This is a genomic window from Rhodococcus sp. NPDC057529 (genome assembly GCF_042802055.1).
Taxonomy (GTDB): Bacteria; Actinomycetota; Actinomycetes; order Mycobacteriales; family Mycobacteriaceae; genus Rhodococcus_F.
In genome coordinates, this window is sequence record NZ_JBHVEY010000032.1 from 32371 (window position 1) to 49172 (window position 16802).

At 67.4% G+C, this 16802-nt stretch carries 16 protein-coding genes; 10 read left to right on the forward strand and 6 right to left on the reverse strand.

Annotation, left to right across the window (positions count from 1 at the left end; all coding sequences use genetic code 11):
* Positions 1-120 precede the first annotated feature (120 nt).
* From ACFU5V_RS38610 to ACFU5V_RS38630, 5 genes are read left to right on the forward strand one after another with little or no spacing between them, the layout of a single operon-like run.
* The gene (locus ACFU5V_RS38610) at positions 121-1281 is read left to right on the forward strand and encodes an aromatic ring-hydroxylating dioxygenase subunit alpha (protein ID WP_378706154.1); all 1161 of its coding nucleotides are present in this window, start codon (positions 121-123) and stop codon (positions 1279-1281) included.
* On the forward strand, positions 1278-2897 hold the full coding sequence (locus tag ACFU5V_RS38615; protein ID WP_378706155.1) for a BCCT family transporter: 1620 nt from the start codon (positions 1278-1280) through the stop codon (positions 2895-2897). The genes ACFU5V_RS38610 and ACFU5V_RS38615 overlap by 4 nt, the downstream gene beginning before the upstream one ends.
* The gene (locus ACFU5V_RS38620; RefSeq protein WP_378706157.1) at positions 2894-4414 is read left to right on the forward strand and encodes an aldehyde dehydrogenase family protein; all 1521 of its coding nucleotides are present in this window, start codon (positions 2894-2896) and stop codon (positions 4412-4414) included. Before ACFU5V_RS38615 ends, ACFU5V_RS38620 begins: the two co-directional genes overlap by 4 nt.
* Positions 4415-4470: 56 nt before the next feature.
* Positions 4471-6039, forward strand: a complete 1569-nt coding sequence (locus ACFU5V_RS38625) for an APC family permease (protein WP_378706159.1) — start codon at positions 4471-4473, stop codon at positions 6037-6039.
* Positions 6036-7658 (forward strand): GMC family oxidoreductase, encoded by a 1623-nt coding sequence (locus tag ACFU5V_RS38630; RefSeq protein WP_378706161.1) that lies wholly within the window; start codon positions 6036-6038, stop codon positions 7656-7658. Before ACFU5V_RS38625 ends, ACFU5V_RS38630 begins: the two co-directional genes overlap by 4 nt.
* On the opposite strand, the gene ACFU5V_RS38635 is transcribed toward ACFU5V_RS38630, so the two are convergent.
* Complete coding sequence (locus ACFU5V_RS38635; protein WP_378706163.1) at positions 7639-8742, reverse strand: alpha/beta hydrolase family protein; 1104 nt, start codon at positions 8740-8742, stop codon at positions 7639-7641. The two genes, ACFU5V_RS38630 and ACFU5V_RS38635, sit on opposite strands and share 20 nt — an antisense overlap.
* Before the next feature lie 100 nt (positions 8743-8842).
* Between ACFU5V_RS38635 and ACFU5V_RS38640 the strand changes: the two genes are divergently transcribed.
* The 4 genes from ACFU5V_RS38640 to ACFU5V_RS38655 all read left to right on the forward strand — a co-directional run bounded on the left by ACFU5V_RS38640 (position 8843) and on the right by ACFU5V_RS38655 (position 11847).
* Positions 8843-9715 carry an LLM class F420-dependent oxidoreductase gene (locus ACFU5V_RS38640; RefSeq protein ID WP_378706165.1) on the forward strand — a complete coding sequence of 291 codons (873 nt, stop codon included), beginning with the start codon at positions 8843-8845 and terminating at the stop codon, positions 9713-9715.
* 279 nt (positions 9716-9994) lie between these two features.
* On the forward strand, positions 9995-10996 hold the full coding sequence (locus ACFU5V_RS38645) for a DUF2207 family protein (protein WP_378706167.1): 1002 nt from the start codon (positions 9995-9997) through the stop codon (positions 10994-10996).
* An 18-nt stretch (positions 10997-11014) separates the two neighbouring features.
* Positions 11015-11533, forward strand: coding sequence for a hypothetical protein (locus ACFU5V_RS38650; protein WP_378706169.1), 519 nt, complete (start codon positions 11015-11017; stop codon positions 11531-11533).
* A gap of 29 nt (positions 11534-11562) precedes the next feature.
* Positions 11563-11847, forward strand: a complete 285-nt coding sequence (locus ACFU5V_RS38655; RefSeq protein WP_378441374.1) for a type II toxin-antitoxin system Phd/YefM family antitoxin — start codon at positions 11563-11565, stop codon at positions 11845-11847.
* 31 nt (positions 11848-11878) lie between these two features.
* On the opposite strand, the gene ACFU5V_RS38660 is transcribed toward ACFU5V_RS38655, so the two are convergent.
* The gene (locus ACFU5V_RS38660; protein WP_378441376.1) at positions 11879-12424 is read right to left on the reverse strand and encodes a dihydrofolate reductase family protein; all 546 of its coding nucleotides are present in this window, start codon (positions 12422-12424) and stop codon (positions 11879-11881) included.
* Between the two features lie 30 nt (positions 12425-12454).
* Complete coding sequence (locus ACFU5V_RS38665) at positions 12455-13303, reverse strand: helix-turn-helix transcriptional regulator (RefSeq protein ID WP_378441378.1); 849 nt, start codon at positions 13301-13303, stop codon at positions 12455-12457.
* Between the two features lie 95 nt (positions 13304-13398).
* Here ACFU5V_RS38665 and ACFU5V_RS38670 point away from each other — a divergent pair, with 95 nt between their 5' ends.
* Positions 13399-14361 carry an LLM class F420-dependent oxidoreductase gene (locus ACFU5V_RS38670; protein WP_378706171.1) on the forward strand — a complete coding sequence of 321 codons (963 nt, stop codon included), beginning with the start codon at positions 13399-13401 and terminating at the stop codon, positions 14359-14361.
* Between the two features lie 165 nt (positions 14362-14526).
* On the opposite strand, the gene ACFU5V_RS38675 is transcribed toward ACFU5V_RS38670, so the two are convergent.
* The 3 genes from ACFU5V_RS38675 to ACFU5V_RS38685 all read right to left on the reverse strand — a co-directional run bounded on the left by ACFU5V_RS38675 (position 14527) and on the right by ACFU5V_RS38685 (position 16800).
* Positions 14527-15726: an NADP-dependent malic enzyme gene (locus ACFU5V_RS38675; protein ID WP_378706173.1), complete on the reverse strand. Its 1200-nt coding sequence runs from the start codon at positions 15724-15726 to the stop codon at positions 14527-14529.
* A gap of 67 nt (positions 15727-15793) precedes the next feature.
* On the reverse strand, positions 15794-16330 hold the full coding sequence (locus tag ACFU5V_RS38680) for a hypothetical protein (RefSeq protein ID WP_378706175.1): 537 nt from the start codon (positions 16328-16330) through the stop codon (positions 15794-15796).
* Positions 16331-16362: 32 nt separating this feature from the next.
* Positions 16363-16800: a carboxymuconolactone decarboxylase family protein gene (locus ACFU5V_RS38685; protein WP_378434626.1), complete on the reverse strand. Its 438-nt coding sequence runs from the start codon at positions 16798-16800 to the stop codon at positions 16363-16365.
* Positions 16801-16802: the final 2 nt, after the last annotated feature.

The window sequence follows — 16802 nt, forward strand, 5'->3', positions numbered from 1 at the left end:
CACCCATGTCGTCACACTCGGCAACGACGCCCTTGCGATCTGCGCCCCATTCGCACACAGACACCAGGTCACAGCCCCGACCGAACGCATCTTTCCCGTAACGAAAGAACGGTGACATCTATGTCCGCTCCGGACGTCCAAGCCCCCGCGCCCGCCCCGGCACTGATCCCCACTCTGGGGGGTCGCTACTACACCGACCCCGACATTTTCGTGAGCGAGCAGGAGAACGTCTTCGAGGCGATGTGGTTCTGCGCCGCCCGCACCGCTGATCTCGCCGACGCCGGCGCGTTCAAGAAGGTCACCGTCGGCAGGGAGAGCGTCCTCGTCGTCCGCGGCCGGGACGGCGCCCTGCGGGCGTTCCTCAACATCTGCCGGCACCGCGGCGCCATGCTCTGCACGGAGGACGAAGGTCAGGTCCGGCGGAACCTCCAGTGCCCGTACCACGCGTGGACGTACGGATTCGACGGCAAACTGGTCGCCGCACCGAACATGGCCGCGCTGCGCGACGAGACCGGAGCCGACATCGACCGGGTGCGGTACGGACTGGTGCCGGTCGCGCTGCGCGAGTGGCTGGGTTACGCCTGGGTGTGCCTCGCGGACGAGCCGCCGTCGTTCGAGGACGAGGTCATCGGCTCCGTCACCGAACGGCTCGGCGATCCGGCCGCCATCGATCGGTACGCGATCGGAACCCTGGAGCTCGGCCGCCGGATCACCTACGACGTCGCGGCCAACTGGAAGCTGATCATCGAGAACTTCATGGAGTGCTACCACTGCGCCACCATTCACCCGGAACTCACCGAGGTGCTTCCGGAGTTCGCGGACGGCCTTGCCGCACAGTACTTCGTGGGGCACGGTGCCGCCTTCGGGGACGAGGTCGAGGGCTTCACCATCGACGGAAGCGGCGGATTCGAGGCGTTGTCCGGCATCAGCGACGACCAGGACCGCAAGTACTATGCCATCACCGTCCGGCCGCAGGTGTTCGTGAACCTCGTGCCCGACCACGTCATCTTCCACCGCATGTACCCCATGTCCGCGGACCGCACCATCGTGGAATGCGACTGGCTGTACGCGCCGGACGTCACGGCGTCGGGACGCGACGTCTCCCGCTCGGTCGAACTGTTCCACCGCGTCAATCAGCAGGACTTCGACGCGTGCGAGCGGACGCAGCCGACGATGTCGTCGAAGGCCTACCGCGACGGTGGTGTGCTGGTGCCCGCGGAGCATCACATCGGCGAATTCCACGACTGGTTACTGACCCGGCTGGGTGGGGACGCGAAATGACGTACGCCGGCGAGCAACCGAGGGTGATCGACCCTCCCGACGTGCAGGCGCCGGAACCGGAGCGTCCCGCTCACGCCCCGGCGCGGCGTGGGGTCGACAAGGTGGTGTTCGGCGCCGCGGCGGGAGTCGGGGTGGGCATCATCCTGTGGGGCCTGCTGGCGCCGGAGAACCTCGCGCTCGTGTCGAACGCGGCCCTCGGGTGGCTCGTCGCCGACCTGGGGTGGTTGTTCATCACCGCGGCCACCGGGTTCGTGCTGTTCTCGCTGTTCCTGGCGTTGTCGCGGTACGGCCGGATTCCGCTCGGCAAGGACGGGGAGAAGCCGGAATTCCGGACGGTCAGCTGGATCGCGATGATGTTCAGCGCCGGCATGGGGATCGGGCTGATGTTCTACGGCGTCGCCGAACCCCTCGCACACATGGTGAGTCCGCCGCCCGGGACCGACGGCAGCGCCGGGTCGGCGATGGCCACGACGATGTACCACTGGGGGCTGCACCCGTGGGCGATCTACGCGGTGGTCGGATTGTCGATCGCCTACGGCTCCTACCGGCGGGGCCGCAAGCAACTCATCAGCTCTGCGTTCGTTCCGCTCCTCGGCCGTCGCGCCGAGGGGGCGGCGGGCAAGGTGATCGATGTGCTCGCGATCATCGCGACGATGTTCGGCACCGCCGCGTCGCTCGGCCTCGGTGCCCTCCAGATCGGGTCCGGGCTCGAGATCATCGGCTGGATGGGCGAGGTCGGCACGTTCGCCCTGGTGGCCCTCGTCGGATTGCTGACGTTCGCGTTCGTTGCCTCGGCGGTGTCCGGCGTGGCGCGGGGAATCCACTGGTTGTCCAACATCAACATGGTGCTGGCCATCGTGCTGGCGGTCTTCGTGTTCGTCCTCGGCCCCACTGTGCTGATCCTCAATCTGCTGCCCACCACCATCGCCGACTACAGCGCGCAACTCGCGACGATGTCGGGTCGCACCGCCGCGAGTGCCGGCGACGACACCGCGTCGTGGCTGTCGTCGTGGACGATCTTCTACTGGGCGTGGTGGGTGTCCTGGACCCCGTTCGTCGGCATGTTCCTGGCCCGGATCAGCCGTGGCCGCACCATCCGGCAGTTCGTCATCGGTGTGATCGTCATCCCCACCTCGGTCAGCCTCGTGTGGTTCGCGGTATTCGGAGGATCCGCCATCGGGGTGCAACGTGACGGCACCGATGTGGCGTCCCAGTCGTCGACCGAGGGACAGTTGTTCGGAATGCTCGACCACCTGCCGCTCGCCGGTGTCTCCACCGTGCTGGTCATGGTGCTGGTGGCATTGTTCTTCGTCTCCGGCGCCGACGCGGCATCGCTCGTGATGGGCACCCTGTCGGAGCGAGGGACCCGGCACCCGAGCAAGCGGATCGTCGTGTTGTGGGGCACGCTCACCGGCGGCACCGCGGCGCTCATCCTCTGGACCGGAGGCTCGGACGCCCTTCAGGGGCTGCAGACGATGACGATCATCGCGGCCGCACCGTTCCTGCTGGTCATGATCGGACTGTGCGTCTCGCTGTACCGGGACGTCTCCCGTGATCCGCTCATCGTCGGCCCAACGAAAGAATCTGCACACGAAAGGGTTTCGGACACACTATGAAGATGTCGGCGCTATCCGCTGATCTCGACGTCCAGAAATTGTTCGGCACGGTGAATTTCATCGCGGGGGAGTGGGTGGCTGCGACATCGGGACGCACCCGCGACTGCATCGACCCGGCAACCGGGAACGTGATCGCCACCGTCGACGAGGCGTCGCCCGAAGATGCCGGGCGAGCACTACGGGCGGCCCGGGCGGCCTTCGACGCCGGGGACTGGCCGGAAACCCCGGTCGCCACGCGATCGTCGCTGCTGTCGCGTATCGCCGATCTCCTCGAGCGCGACAAGGAGGAGCTGGCGCGCATCGAGACGGTCGACACCGGTAAGACGCTGGTGGAGAGTCGAATCGACATCGACGACGTAGTCTCCGTCTTCCGGTACTACGCCCGGCTGGCCCTCGTCTCGAGCGACCGCGTCGTCGACGTGGGTGACCCCGCCGTCGTCTCCCGGGTCGTCCGCGAACCGATCGGGGTCTGCGTCCTCATCGCACCGTGGAACTACCCTCTGCTGCAGATCTCCTGGAAGGTGGCACCCGCACTCGCTGCCGGCTGCACGATGGTGCTCAAGCCCAGTGAAGTGACGCCGCTGAGCACGATCGCGTTCACCCGGCTGATCGAGGAGGCCGGTGTGCCCGCCGGGGTGGTCAACCTCGTGCAGGGCAGCGGCGCCGACCTCGGACCCGCCCTCACCGACACCGGCGACGTGGACTTCATCTCGTTCACGGGCGGACTCGCGACCGGCACCACCATCCTGGAGACGGCCGCGAAGAACGTCACGAAGGTCGCCGTGGAACTCGGCGGTAAGAATCCGCACCTCGTCTTCGCGGACGCCGACTGGGAGTCGTCGGTCGACCAGGTGCTCACCGGAGTCTTCCTGCATTCGGGGCAGGTGTGCTCGGCCGGGACGCGCCTGATCGTCGAGGAGTCGATCGCCGACGAGTTCGTCGCCGCGCTCGTCTCGCGCGCCGAGGCCATCCGCGTCGGCCCGGGACTCGACCCGGCCAGCGAGACCGGACCCCTCGTGTCGGCGGCGCAGCGCGACAAGATCGAAGCCTATGTGGCACTGGGTATCGCCGAGGGAGCGACGCTCCGGACGGGCGGCTCCCGGCCCGCCGATCCCGCGCTGGACGGCGGCAGCTACTACCTGCCCACCATCTTCGACCACTGCGACCGCACGATGCGGATCGTGCAGGAGGAAACGTTCGGGCCCATCCTCACCGTCGAGCGGTTCACCACCGAGGAGGACGCGGTCCGACTCGGCAACGACACCGAGTACGGCCTCGCCGCCGGGGTCCGGACGTCGGACGCCGCCCGCGGCGAGAGGGTGGTGCGCCGTCTGCGTCACGGAACGGTGTGGCTCAACGACTTCGGCTACTACACGGCGGCGGCGGAGTGGGGCGGATTCAAGAAGTCCGGCAACGGACGCGAACTCGGACCCGCCGGGCTCTCCGAATACCAGGAAGTCAAACACATCTGGAACAACACGACCTCACCTCTCGCGGGGTGGTTCACCGCGACCTGACGTGCACTCGGCAGGGCGCGCGAGCAGACCCCCTCGACTTCTCAGGAAGTGATCGAATGACCAGACCCGACAACACGACCGGCGATCAGGACAGTGGACTCGAGGATTTCGGATACAAGGAGTCCCTCGATCGCAGTATCGGCAAGTTCGCGAGTTTTGCCGCGGGCGTCAGTTACATTTCCATTCTGACCGGCACTTTCCAATTGTTCTACTTCGGTTTCGGTACGGCCGGCCCCGCATATTTGTGGTCGTGGCCGCTGGTGTTCCTCGGCCAGCTCTCGGTGGCACTGTGCTTCATGGAGCTCGCCGCCAAGTATCCGATCGCCGGCTCGGTGTACAACTGGGCGAAAACGCTCGGCAGCAGAGTGGTGGCGTGGTCGGCGGGCTGGCTGATGCTCACCGCGTCGATCGTCACCCTGTCGGCCGTTGTGCTGGCGCTGCAGCTCAATCTGCCGCGGCTGTGGAGCGGCTTCCAGATCGTCGGCGACGGCACCGGGGAACACGACTTCGCCACCAACGCCGTCCTCCTCGGGACCGTGATGATCGGCTTCACCACCGTCGTCAACGCGCTCGGTGTCCGCCTCATGGCGATGATCAACAGCGCCGGGGTGTTCATCGAACTCATCGCCGCGGTGCTGATCGCGATCATCCTCGCCGCCAACGCGACCCGCGGCCCGCAGGTATTCTTCTCCACCCACGGCTACGGCGCCGGTGAAAGCGGAGGCTATCTCGGTGCGTTCCTGGTGGCCACTCTCGCGTCGGGATACGTGATGTACGGCTTCGACACCGCGAGCTCGCTGGGCGAGGAGACGGTCGAACCCCGCCGCACCGCCCCCAAGGCGATCCTCCGTGCGATCCTCGCCTCGTTCGTGATCGGCGGCGCGATCCTCGTGTTCGCCGTGATGGCGGCCCCCGACCTCGACGATCCGAAGATCGGCGCATCCGACGGCAGCCTGCAGTACATCGTGGAGCAGGTGATGTGGGGGCCGCTGGGCACCATCTTCCTGATCTGCATCGTGATCGCCGTGACGGTGTGCTCGCTGGCGGTGCACACCGCCGCCATCCGGCTGACCTTCGCCATGGCCCGCGACAACGCACTCCCGTTCGGTGAGCGGCTTGCCCGCGTTCACCCGAAGACGCGGACACCCGTCGTGCCCGCGGTGACGATCGGAGTGGTGGCCGCGCTGATCCTGGTGGTCAACATCGGCCAACCGCACATCTTCACCGTGCTGACCTCGATCGCGATCATCATGATCTACCTCGCGTACCTGATGGTGACCGGCCCGATGCTGAAGCGGAGGCTGCGCGGCCAGTGGCCGCCGCGGGACCTGAAGGAGGGCGGCTACTTCACGATGGGCAGATGGGGTCTGCCCGTCAACATCGTCGCCGTGGTGTGGGGAATCGGCATGGCCGTCAACCTCGCCTGGCCGCGCGAAGCCGTGTACGGGGAGCCTTGGTACAACACCTGGGGTGCCTTCGTCTACATCGGCGTCATCCTCGGGCTCGGACTGCTGTGGTACCTCACCACCGGCCGGCACCACATCGGAACGTTGACATCCCACTCCGTGGCCGCCGCACCGGCCGCACCGCAATCCGAACCGATCGACAAGGAGCTTGCCCGATGACCGAAAGTGAACTGCGAGGCACTGCACTGGAATTCGACTACGTGATCGCGGGTGGCGGCAGTGCGGGGTGCGTCCTCGCGGCCCGCCTGAGCGAGGACCCGTCGGTGACGGTGTGCCTCCTCGAAGCGGGACCGTCGGACGTCGGTGACCGCAACATCCTCGAGTTGTCGCAGTGGATGCACCTGCTCGACTCCGGGTACGACTGGGACTACCCGGTCGAGCCGCAGGAGCGGGGCAACAGCTTCATGCGGCACGCCAGGGCCAAGGTGCTCGGTGGCTGCTCGTCGCACAATTCGTGTATCGCGTTCTGGCCGCCGGCCGAGGTGCTCGACGACTGGGAGGCGATGGGGGCGTCGGGGTGGGGTGCACGCGACATCCTGCCGTACGTCGGCCGGCTGGAGAACAACGACGCCCCCGGTGACGGCCACGGCCGCAGCGGCCCGGTGCGGCTGCGTGACGTCCCGCCGAACGACCCCTGCGGGGTCGCCCTGCTCGAGGCTGCGGCGAAGGTCGGTCTGCCGACCGTCGCGTTCAACCGCGGCGGAACGGTGCTGAACGGCGCCGGCTGGTTCCAGATCAACGCGTCCGAGGACGGCACCCGGATGTCGTCGTCGCACGCCTACCTGCACCCGATTCTCGGCACCCGCCCCAACCTCGACGTGCGCACCGGCTGCTGGGTGAGCGAGATCCTGTTCGACGAACAGCAAACGGCGACGGGCGTGCGCTACCAGCGTCCCGACCTCACCGGATACGACACGGTGTCGGCGCGCCGCGAGGTGATCGTCACCGCCGGGGCCATCGACACCCCGAAGTTGCTGATGCTCTCGGGTATCGGTCCGGCAGAGCATCTCGCGGAGTTCGGCATTCCCGTCCGCGTCGATTCGCCCGGGGTCGGATCGAACCTCGACGACCACGTGGAGGGCCTCGTGTTCTGGGAGGCGTCCCGGCCGATGGTCACCGAGTCGACGCAGTGGTGGGAGATCGGCCTGTTCGCCACCACCGAGGAGGGGCTGAACCATCCGGACCTGATGATGCACTACGGCAGCGTGCCGTTCGACATGAACACCCTCCGGTGGGGCTACCCCACCACGGACAACGGTTTCTGCCTGACACCGAACGTCACGCAGGGACTCTCCCGGGGCACGGTGCGGCTGCGCTCGCGCGACTTCCGCGACCGCGCCAAGGTCGATCCCCGGTACTTCACCGACAGCGACGGTCACGACGACCGGGTGATGCTGTCCGGGGTGAAGCTGGCCCGCACGATCGCGGAGCAGAAGGCGCTGCGCGGGTGGATCGCCCGTGAACTGGCGCCGGGACCGGATGCGGTGACCGACGACGAGATCCTCGACTACATCCACAAGACCCACAACACGGTGTATCACCCGGCGGGCACGGCCCGCATGGGCGGTGTCGACGATCCGATGGCGGTGCTCGATCCGGAACTGCGAGTCAAGGGGGTGCGGGGACTGCGGGTGGTCGATGCGTCGGCGATGCCGAAACTTCCGCACGTCAACCCGAACATCACGGTCATGACGATGGCCGAGCGTTGCGCGGACCTGCTGCGCGGTCGCGCGGGGGCCGGGCTGCGGTCGGCGGTGTCTACGCTGTCCGAGGTCTGATCCGGGCATCGATGGCCCCGGCGATCCTTCGCCAGATCTCGCTCGTGGGATCGATGACGGCGAAGTGATCGCCGGGGCCCTCGATCAGGGCGACGTCGTCGGGAGTCTCCGCCGCGGTCGCGTGGTATTCCCTGCTCGTCTCGAGCAGATCCGGTTCGTCGCCCACGGCGCACGCGACGAGTTGCGGGACGCCGAGCGGCAGCCGATGGAGCGGTGACGACCGCTCGTACGTCGCCCGGTCTTCGGCCCAGCGGCCACCGACGGCGTTCGCGACCGCGCCCTCGCCGAGTCGGCGTTCGTCGGCGAGTCGCAGATTCAGCACCCCGGCGAGGCTGACCGCCAGCGCAGGACGTACCGCCGCCTCGTCGGCGGCGGCATCGGCGGCGGCGCGCAGGGCGAGCTGACCGCCGGCCGAGTGGCCGAGGATCACGACGCGCCCCGGATCGACGTCCGGGACGGTCCCGGCGGCCTGCAGGGCGGCGGCGACGTCGGACGTCATCGCCGCCCATCGGTCCTCGGCAGGGCGCCGGTACTCGACGTTCCACGTCACGTACCCGCGCGCCGTCAGGTCCACCGCCAGGCCATCCATCAGGTCGAACTCCCAACGGGGACGCCAATATCCGCCGTGGATCAGCACGGCGACGGGGAACGGTCCGGTGCCGTCCGGGATCCGGAGTCCGGCACGCTGATCGGGGTGGTCACCGTAGCGGACGATCGTCCCGGGGTGGAAGCGGTGGTGGTACCAGCTGTCGACCGCGAACCGGAGTCCGTCGAGCCCGCGCCCGCGGATGTGGGCCCGGATGCCGTCGGAGCGGTCCTGCTCGCACTCCCCGAAATCGACGCGGATCACCCCGCAGGCCGGGGCGGTGAACGAGGCCCGAGCGCCGGGTACGACGACGAACTCGCCCCGGCCCGCCGCCGTCCGCACGGCGCGCTGCAGATCCGCGGTGTCCGCGGCGAACGTCACCTCGCCGGTAAGGCCGCGCGCATCCAGCGCCCGCCCGAGGAGTTCCGCGACCGTTCCCCTGTGCGCGACGGTCCCGGGTGCGAAGACGACATGGAGTCGGCGAGCGGGTTCGGTCATCAGGTCACCGTACGTACCCGTGAGGACATCTGGCGAGGGCACTTGGGTGGTACTGACGATCCCTGGGTAGCAGGCGGCAACAGGTTTAGCGTGGAGAGCTATGGAACTTGGACTACACATCGCCGACTTCACCTTTCCAGGCGGACCGTCGAACCTCTCGGACGACCTGCGCCGCATTGCCGTCACCGCCGAGGACGCGGGTTTCTCCAAGCTCAGCGTCATGGATCATCTCTGGCAGATCGAACCGGTCGGACCGATCGACACCGAGATGCTCGAGGCGTATACCACCCTCGGCTTCCTCGCTGCCGTCACCGAGAAGGTGGACTTGCTGGCCTGGGTCACGGCCACCGTCTATCGCGAGCCGGGCCTCCTCGCCAAGGCCGTGAGCACGCTCGACGTCCTGTCGAAGGGGCGCGCGTACCTCGGGATCGGCGCCGCCTGGAACGAGGACGAGAGTGTCGGACTCGGCCTGCACTTCCCGCCGACGGCCGAACGCTTCGAGCGACTCGAGGAGACACTGCAGATCTGCCTGCAGATGTGGAGCGAGAACGACGGACCGTTCGAGGGAAAGCACTACCGGCTCGGCCGCACCATGAACGTGCCGCAGCCGCTACGGCGCCCACACCCGCCCATCCTCATCGGCGGCGGGGGTGAGAAGAAGACGCTTCGGATGGTCGCGCAGTACGCGCAGGCCTGCAATTTGTTCGGTGGACCCGAGGTCTCCCACAAGCTGGACGTGCTGAGGGATCATTGCACCGCACTCGGTACCGACTACGACGCCATCGAGAAGACCGTGATGTTCCCGTTCGACCCGGGTGCGGACGGACAGAATGTGGACACCTTGCTCGGTCAGCTCGAGGACCTGTCGAAGCTCGGCATAACCCACGTTCACGGATGGGTGCCGCAGGTCGCGTCGATCACGCCCCTCGAGATCCTGGGTGAACGCGTCGTCCCGGTGATCGCGGACTGGTGAATCGCGTCAGCCGTCACGTGATCGGGCGGAGGTGTCGACGCAACACATCGTCCGTGGAAGCGTCGCCCCCTCAGGGGTGAGGAGTCATACACCTCGAGGTGGGGTTGGTAGTCCCTGTGTCGTCTGGTTGACGGCGGCGGGTGTGCCGAGGATTGCGTTATCAGCGAATATCCCCGGCGATGAGGTCAGCGAATGCACGGCAACGGCGATGAATACCAGCCCGATTCCCGCGGGGAGGTCCGCAGCGCGGCGCAAGGTCGCGCGTCGGATGCGGCGAGGATGCACGTTGCCGTTGCCGTACTCCTCGGTGTCTCGGCGTGCACAGGACTGCTGTTTCCCCTGGTGTGGGGGCCGACGTCGAATACGCGTGGGCTCGCCGCGATCGTCGGGGACTCGTTCGTGCTCGCCGCGGTCGCCGTCGGTCTGTCGGTCGTCGCATGGGGTGTGGGTCTTCTGTGGTCGCGAAGTGCCCGCGAGAAACTCCCCGAGGCGCCGGTGCGGTACGGACCCGTGCCCGGTCTCGGGCCTGCGCAGACCGAATACGTCGTGCGGAAGTGGATCGGCGACAGCGCGCCGACGGCGACACTGCTCCACCTGGCCGAGCAGTCGGTGGTCCGGTTGACCTCGGTCGACGACGGTCTGTGGCAGATCGAGGGCATCGGCACCCCGCAACGGTGGAGACAGATCGACCCCATTTCCCGGGTCCTGGCCGATGCCCTCGGAATCCGTTCGCCGGGTGCGGTATTCGTCGCCGACGGCTCGCCGACATCCGGCTACGCGGTGCGAGAGGGCATGCGTGCCATGTCGGACGCATGCCGATCGTGGTCGGCGCGCGAGGAACTGCTGGTGGTCTCGGTCAGGACGTGGATCGGGCGGGCAATGGCATGCCTGTGCACCGTTCTCGCTGCGCTCGGGCTCCTCGGCGTACTGGGTCCCACGCTTCTCGGGGCTCCGTTCGTCGCGTTCGTCGCCGGCTCCGTCGGCGTGTTCGCGGCGGGCACGGGTCTGCGGCACACGCCGACGGGGCGGCAGGTGTGGGCGGGCGCCGCCGGGTTCGAACGCGTGCTGTCGGGCCGGTCGACGACGATCGGGTCCGCCGCGGTCCGTGAGTGCTTCCTCGCCGCCGTCCCCTACGCCTTCGCCTTCGGTGTCGCCGACCGGTGGTCGGCGCAGTACCACCGCGTGACCGGACGGGCCGCCCCGCACCCCGACTGGTACCCGTCGCCCACGCTGTACGACGACGAGACCGGCCTGCAGTGGGCGGCGAAGCCGCATAATTGAGGGTGCGAGGTGAGACCGGTGCGACAGACACCCTGGTTGGCGGCGACGGCATTCGTCGGGTCCGTTGCTGTCCTGCTCGCAGTCCACACCGTTGGCGGTGCGTCGAGCGAGCCCGACATGGAAGCGACGCGCATGCTCGATCCCACTGAGCCGGTCCTCTTCGTCACTCCGCCGAGCGGGCAGCCGGGCGACCGCATCCAGTACCACGCGACGAATCTTCCGACCTGCGGTGGGCCGTGGTCGGTGGAGTTCGGCGATCGGGTCCTGGGCGAGACCCGTCAGGTCGGCAGCGTCGCGGACTTCCGCGCGACGGTGCCGAACCGCGGCAGTCGCGGTTTCCAGGTGGCCGGGCTGCGGTGCGTGCCGATTCCGTCGATGGTGGTGCAGACGACGTTCGAGGTGCTCCCCGTGACACGCTCGTCGGAGCCGACCACCACTTTTTTGCTGCCGCCACCACCAGAGCTCCCGACGCGGACGAAGAGACCCACACCGACGACCACCACCACGCTCACAGCTCCAGCTGACGCGGAGCGGTAGGTGCCCACATTTTGGGCTTGAATAGGTACATGAGGACTCTTCCTGTTGCCGAAGCCCGGGCGCAGCTGTCCCGGCTGGTCGATGTGGCCGAGCGCACCCACGAACGGTTCGAGATAACCCGCGACGGGCACCGCGCCGCGATTCTGCTGGGCGCCGACGACTACGACGCGTTGCGGGAAACGATCGCGGTGCTGTCGGACACGGATCTGCTGGCGGCGCATCTCGCCGGTCGGGCCGAGGTCGAGGGCAGGGACGTCGTTGATGCGCAGGAGTTGGTGCGGCTGATGCGCGACGCTCGGTCGTCCGAGGAGTGAGCGAGCCAGTCGACCGGTATCGGTGGAGTCGTCAGACGGTGTAGTGCAGCAGGGAGACGCCGTTCCGGAAGCCACGGGCCTCGACCAGCTGCAGCCTCGGCGTCTCGTACCCGTCGGGGAACAGCCGGCGTCCCCGACCCTGGACGACGGGGTACACGAACAGCCGGTACTCGTCGACCAGGCCGGACTCGATCAGGGCATGGGTCAGCGTGATGCTGCCCGTGACGACGATGTCGCGGCCATCCTGCCCCTTCAGGGTCCGCACCTGGGCGATCCAGTCGCCCGTGAGCACGGTCGAGTTCCGCCACTCGGGGTCGGACATGGTCGAGGAGACGACGTACTTCTGAATCTGGTTCAGCTCATCGGTGATCCCGGTCTGGTCGTCGGTCTGCCGGGGCCAGTAGCTGCGGAAGTCCTCGAACGTCTGCCGACCCAGCAACATGGCGTCCGCGCGCTCGGACTGCCGGTTGGTCGCCTCCAGCAACTGCGGATCCTGGTCCGCCGGGTCGAACCAGTCGCCGAGCATCTCGATCGAGCCGTCGAGGGTGATGTTCTGGGTAATCGCGAGTGTTCTCATACGAGTACTGACACCGCCACGACCGCAAAGTCATCGCCGGCCGGTCGCGGTCGGCAGCCTCGATGTCGTGGCCTCGTCGGCAGGTGTGAAGGTGGACATCGTGATCTCCGAATGAACGCCGGCGTTCAGGTGGGTCACGTGGAACGTCAGCGGCCCGGCCGTGGGGTGCTCGAAGCGCCGATCAGTGACGGGCACTCGGGTCACGTCGCATCGCTTCCACAGCTGCTCGAACAGTGGCGACTCGGCAGTCAGTCGCTTCACCAAGGATGTCCACGTCGGCTCGCCGAGGTGCTCCGCCCACGCGGCACGGAAGCCCGCCACGATCCGGGGAATGTGCTCCTCCCAGCCGACAATGCGCCCCCGCCACTCAGGGTTGAGCAGATTTTGGACGAGAAGATTGCGCTCCCCGGACGGAACGGCGTCCAGGTCGCCCATCAGCCAGCAGTAGCCCCGGTTATAGGCAAGGACGTCGTAGCGCGCATTGCTCACTATCACCGGATACGGGTCGAGCCTGGCCATCATTGCCTTCATCGAAGGCGTAACGGCATTGCACTCCGTCGCGCTCGACGGTTCTGTCACGCCCGCCAGCGTCAGCAAATGTGCGTGCTCGTGCAGATCCAGCCGTAGCGTCCGCGAGATCGCCGCAAGCACGTGCTCGGATGCCTTGATGTCGCGACCCTGTTCGAGCCACGTGTACCAAGTGACTCCGACGCCGGCCAGCTGGGCAATCTCCTCCCGTCGCAGTCCCGGGGTCCGGCGGCGCCCCCCGGTGGGCAGGCCGACCTGCTCCGGCGTGATGCGGGCGCGTCGACTCTTCAGGAATGCGCCGAACTCGCCGCGACGGGCACGGACTTCGGGACGTGCGTTCACATTCTTCATGGAAGCCGAACCTGGGAGGACGACGATCCAGGTGGCGTGAATACCAGGATGAATTCACTCCTTGCACCAGGACGACGATCGTTCACTCTTGACTTATGAGACTTGGACTTCGACTGCCCCAGCGGATCGGCACTGATTTGGGCCACGACATCACGGAAGTAGCCGGCGCTGCCGAACGTGCCGGGTTCGACAGTGTCTGGGCCTGGGAGAGACTGTTGTTTCCGGTGGCGCCCCGCGATTCCTTCACCCCGGGCGCGCCGTGGCCGTCCGCGTATCGGCAAGCGGCTGATCCGCTGATAGTCCTCACTGCCGCAGCAGTGGTAACGGAGCGAGTCCGACTGGGCACCAGCGTGGTAGTCGCCGGCCTTCACCAGCCCCTCCAACTTGCGAAGAGATTCGCGACGCTCGACCAGATCAGTGGCGGGCGTGTGATCGCGGGGTTGGGAACAGGATGGGCAGTAGACGAGTTCGAGGCTGTCGGGATGGCGAAGTCCGACCGCGGCCGACTCCTCGACGAGACCCTCGCCGTCTTCGACGCAGCGTGGGGTCCGGATCCAGTGAATTACCGCGGGCCCCACACGCTCATCGACAACGCCTACGTCCTGCCGAAGCCGGCGTCGCCGATCCCCGTCATCTTGGCCGGCGATGTCGATGTCAGCTCGGCAGGAGGTCCCAATGCACGTGTGCTGGAACGGATTGCCCGACGTTCCGACGGCTGGATGCCGCTCTTCCCGACCCCTGGCGCAGCCGGTGCTGACAAGCTTCGCACGGCGTGGGACCTGATACGCCAGTCCGCGGCCGCCGCGGGGCGGGACCCGTCCGCGATGGAAATGATCGTGGTGGGGAACGTGGCGTTCTCGGAGACTCCGCTCGGCGACGATCGGATCGGCTTTTCGGGCACGACCGCGCAGATCCTCGATGACATCGCCTCCGTGGCAAGTGCAGGCGCAGACGAGTTGATCCTCGACCTGCACCTGCAGGACTGGTGGCGGAACACACGTCAGATGCTGGACAAGGCTCTCGAGATTCGGGAGTTCGTCTCGGCGGCGGGAATCTGAGTCCGAGCCCGCCCGCCGGTGGGTGACGCGCCTGACGATTCGGCGTTCATGCGCGTCACCTGGACCGGTCGCCCTCGTCACGATGCGCTGGATCGTTCGAGAATCTCTTTTCGTTCCCATTCGGTCAAGCCACTGTCGGTCGATCGTGAGACACCGGGACGGTCGTCAGTGCCATGCGGTGACGCGATCCGCCCGCGCAGCGGCGGCGACTGCCTCCGCGACAGCGGGGGCGACGCGAGGATCGAGCGGGCTGGGAACGATCTTGTCCACAGCCAACTCATCACCGACGACCGAGAGGATTGCCTCGGCGGCGGCGAGCTTCATGCCCTCGGTGATCCGCCGGGCACCGGCGTCCAGGGCACCCTTGAACACACCGGGGAAGGCCAGCACATTGTTGATCTGATTCGGGAAATCGCTGCGTCCGGTGGCGACGATCGCCGCATGCCGGCGGGCGACGTCGGGGTGGATCTCCGGATCCGGGTTCGACAGCGCGAACACGATCGAGTCATCGGCCATCGTCGCGATCAGCTCCTCAGGCACCGTGCCCGCGGACACGCCGAGGAACACGTCCGCCCCGTCGAGGGCTTCGACGACCCCGCCGCGGCGACCTGCCGGGTTGGTGCGCGCGGCCAGATCGATCTTGATCTCGTTGAGATCCTGCCGGTCGGCCGAGACGATGCCCTTCGAGTCGAGCACCGTCACGTCCGCGATGCCGGCGGCGAGCAGGATGTTCGCGCACGCCACACCGGCGGCGCCGGCACCGGAAATCACCACCCGCAGGTCGTGGATGTCCCGGTCCTGGACCTTCACCGCACCCTTCAACGCCGCGAGGACGACGATCGCGGTGCCGTGCTGGTCGTCGTGCATCACCGGGCAGTCCAACGCCTCGATGACCCGCTGTTCGATCTCGAAGCACCGCGGCGCGGAGATGTCCTCCAAATTCACCGCGCCGAAGCTCGGGCGCAGCCGGATCAGGGTCTCGACGATCTCATCCGGATCCTGGGTGCCCAGGACCAGCGGGATCGAGTTCAACCCGGCGAAGTTCTTGAACAGCGCGGACTTGCCCTCCATCACCGGAAGGGAAGCACGCGGACCGATGTCACCCAGGCCGAGGACCGCGGAGCCGTCGGAGACGACGACCACCAGCCGGTTGGTCCAGGTGTAGCGGTCGGCGAGGGTCTCGTCGGCGTGAATGGCGCGGGAGACCTGCGCGACGCCGGGCGTGTAAGCGATGGACAGGGCGCGCTGGTTGTCCAGCGGGGTCGTCAATTCCACGGACAGCTTTCCCCCGATGTGGCCGGCGAAGATTTCCTCGTCGGACAGTTTGATCTTCTGCGGTGTGGTGGGTTCGGACACGAGGGGCACGGAAACTCTTTTCTCTGTACGACTTTGCGAAGTGGGCGAGGACTCTGCTCGGTACCCCTCTGTGGTGTCAGACGACCATCGGAGCCATGCCCACGATCATCAGTGCGGAACCCGCAGCCGCGGTCTTGACGCCGGAACGGCGGTCGCGGCGCGGGGTGGAGCGGAAGAGGTGCAGGGTCAGCAGTGCCCAGCACACGAGCACGACGAGGGGAAGCCAGCCCGTCGAGATTCCTGCGCCACCGTGACGGTGGCCGGAGGGCCCCGGCGCCGCCGCCGGGGCCGCCGGGGCCGCCGGGGCGGGAGCGGACATCGGGGCCAGGAGCAGCAGCACCCCCATCGCCGTGAGATCGACCGCGCAGGGAACCGCGGTCCGGCGGTGCATGGTCTCACCGGTGACGAACACGGCGAGCGCGATGAGGACGGCACCCCCCAGCAGGTGAATCCCGGCCGGCACAGCGGGGATCATCATCGCGACCATGGACACCGCCATCGCGCCGTGCCCGATCCGGACCCGGCAGTCCGATCCGTGCGCCCGCCACATCGGGACGAGAGCCCCGACCGCTCCGACGAACATCGCCGCGTGCGCGACTGGGATATCGAACATCGTTACACTCAGCGACCGGCAGAATGCACGCTCTACGGCGCCACTGGGTAGTGGCTGGTGATGGCAACCCGGTTCCAGGCGTTCATCACGATCGCGAGCCAGCTGATCGCCGACACCTGGTCCTCTGTGAGGGAGCCGTCGTCCCAGGTGCGCCGTTCCGGAACGGCGAGACCGGTGACCTGTTCGGCGAGAGCGAACGCGGCACGCTCCTGGTCGCTGAAGTACTGCGCCTCCCACCACGCCGCGACGACCGCGAGCCGATCTGCCTTCTCTCCCTTGGCCAGAGAGTCGCGGGTGTGCATGCGGAGGCAGAAGGCACAGCCGTTCAGCTGGGAGACACGGATCTTCACCAACTCCACCAGAAGCGGATCCACGCCCGCCAGGTCCAGAGCGGACTTCACCTCCGCGTCCAGCTTCACCAGGCTTTTGTAGACGGTCGGGTGCTGCTTGCCGATATTTACGCTGCTCATGA

Coding starts and splice junctions, on each gene's coding strand:
- ACFU5V_RS38610 (WP_378706154.1), top strand. CDS start 121: ATGTCCGCTCCGGACGTCCAAGCCCCCGCGCCCGCCCCGGCACTGATC.
- ACFU5V_RS38615 (WP_378706155.1), top strand. CDS start 1,278: ATGACGTACGCCGGCGAGCAACCGAGGGTGATCGACCCTCCCGACGTG.
- ACFU5V_RS38620 (WP_378706157.1), top strand. CDS start 2,894: ATGAAGATGTCGGCGCTATCCGCTGATCTCGACGTCCAGAAATTGTTC.
- ACFU5V_RS38625 (WP_378706159.1), top strand. CDS start 4,471: ATGACCAGACCCGACAACACGACCGGCGATCAGGACAGTGGACTCGAG.
- ACFU5V_RS38630 (WP_378706161.1), top strand. CDS start 6,036: ATGACCGAAAGTGAACTGCGAGGCACTGCACTGGAATTCGACTACGTG.
- ACFU5V_RS38635 (WP_378706163.1), bottom strand. CDS start 8,742: ATGACCGAACCCGCTCGCCGACTCCATGTCGTCTTCGCACCCGGGACC.
- ACFU5V_RS38640 (WP_378706165.1), top strand. CDS start 8,843: ATGGAACTTGGACTACACATCGCCGACTTCACCTTTCCAGGCGGACCG.
- ACFU5V_RS38645 (WP_378706167.1), top strand. CDS start 9,995: ATGCACGTTGCCGTTGCCGTACTCCTCGGTGTCTCGGCGTGCACAGGA.
- ACFU5V_RS38655 (WP_378441374.1), top strand. CDS start 11,563: ATGAGGACTCTTCCTGTTGCCGAAGCCCGGGCGCAGCTGTCCCGGCTG.
- ACFU5V_RS38660 (WP_378441376.1), bottom strand. CDS start 12,424: ATGAGAACACTCGCGATTACCCAGAACATCACCCTCGACGGCTCGATC.
- ACFU5V_RS38665 (WP_378441378.1), bottom strand. CDS start 13,303: ATGAAGAATGTGAACGCACGTCCCGAAGTCCGTGCCCGTCGCGGCGAG.
- ACFU5V_RS38670 (WP_378706171.1), top strand. CDS start 13,399: ATGAGACTTGGACTTCGACTGCCCCAGCGGATCGGCACTGATTTGGGC.
- ACFU5V_RS38680 (WP_378706175.1), bottom strand. CDS start 16,330: ATGTTCGATATCCCAGTCGCGCACGCGGCGATGTTCGTCGGAGCGGTC.
- ACFU5V_RS38685 (WP_378434626.1), bottom strand. CDS start 16,800: ATGAGCAGCGTAAATATCGGCAAGCAGCACCCGACCGTCTACAAAAGC.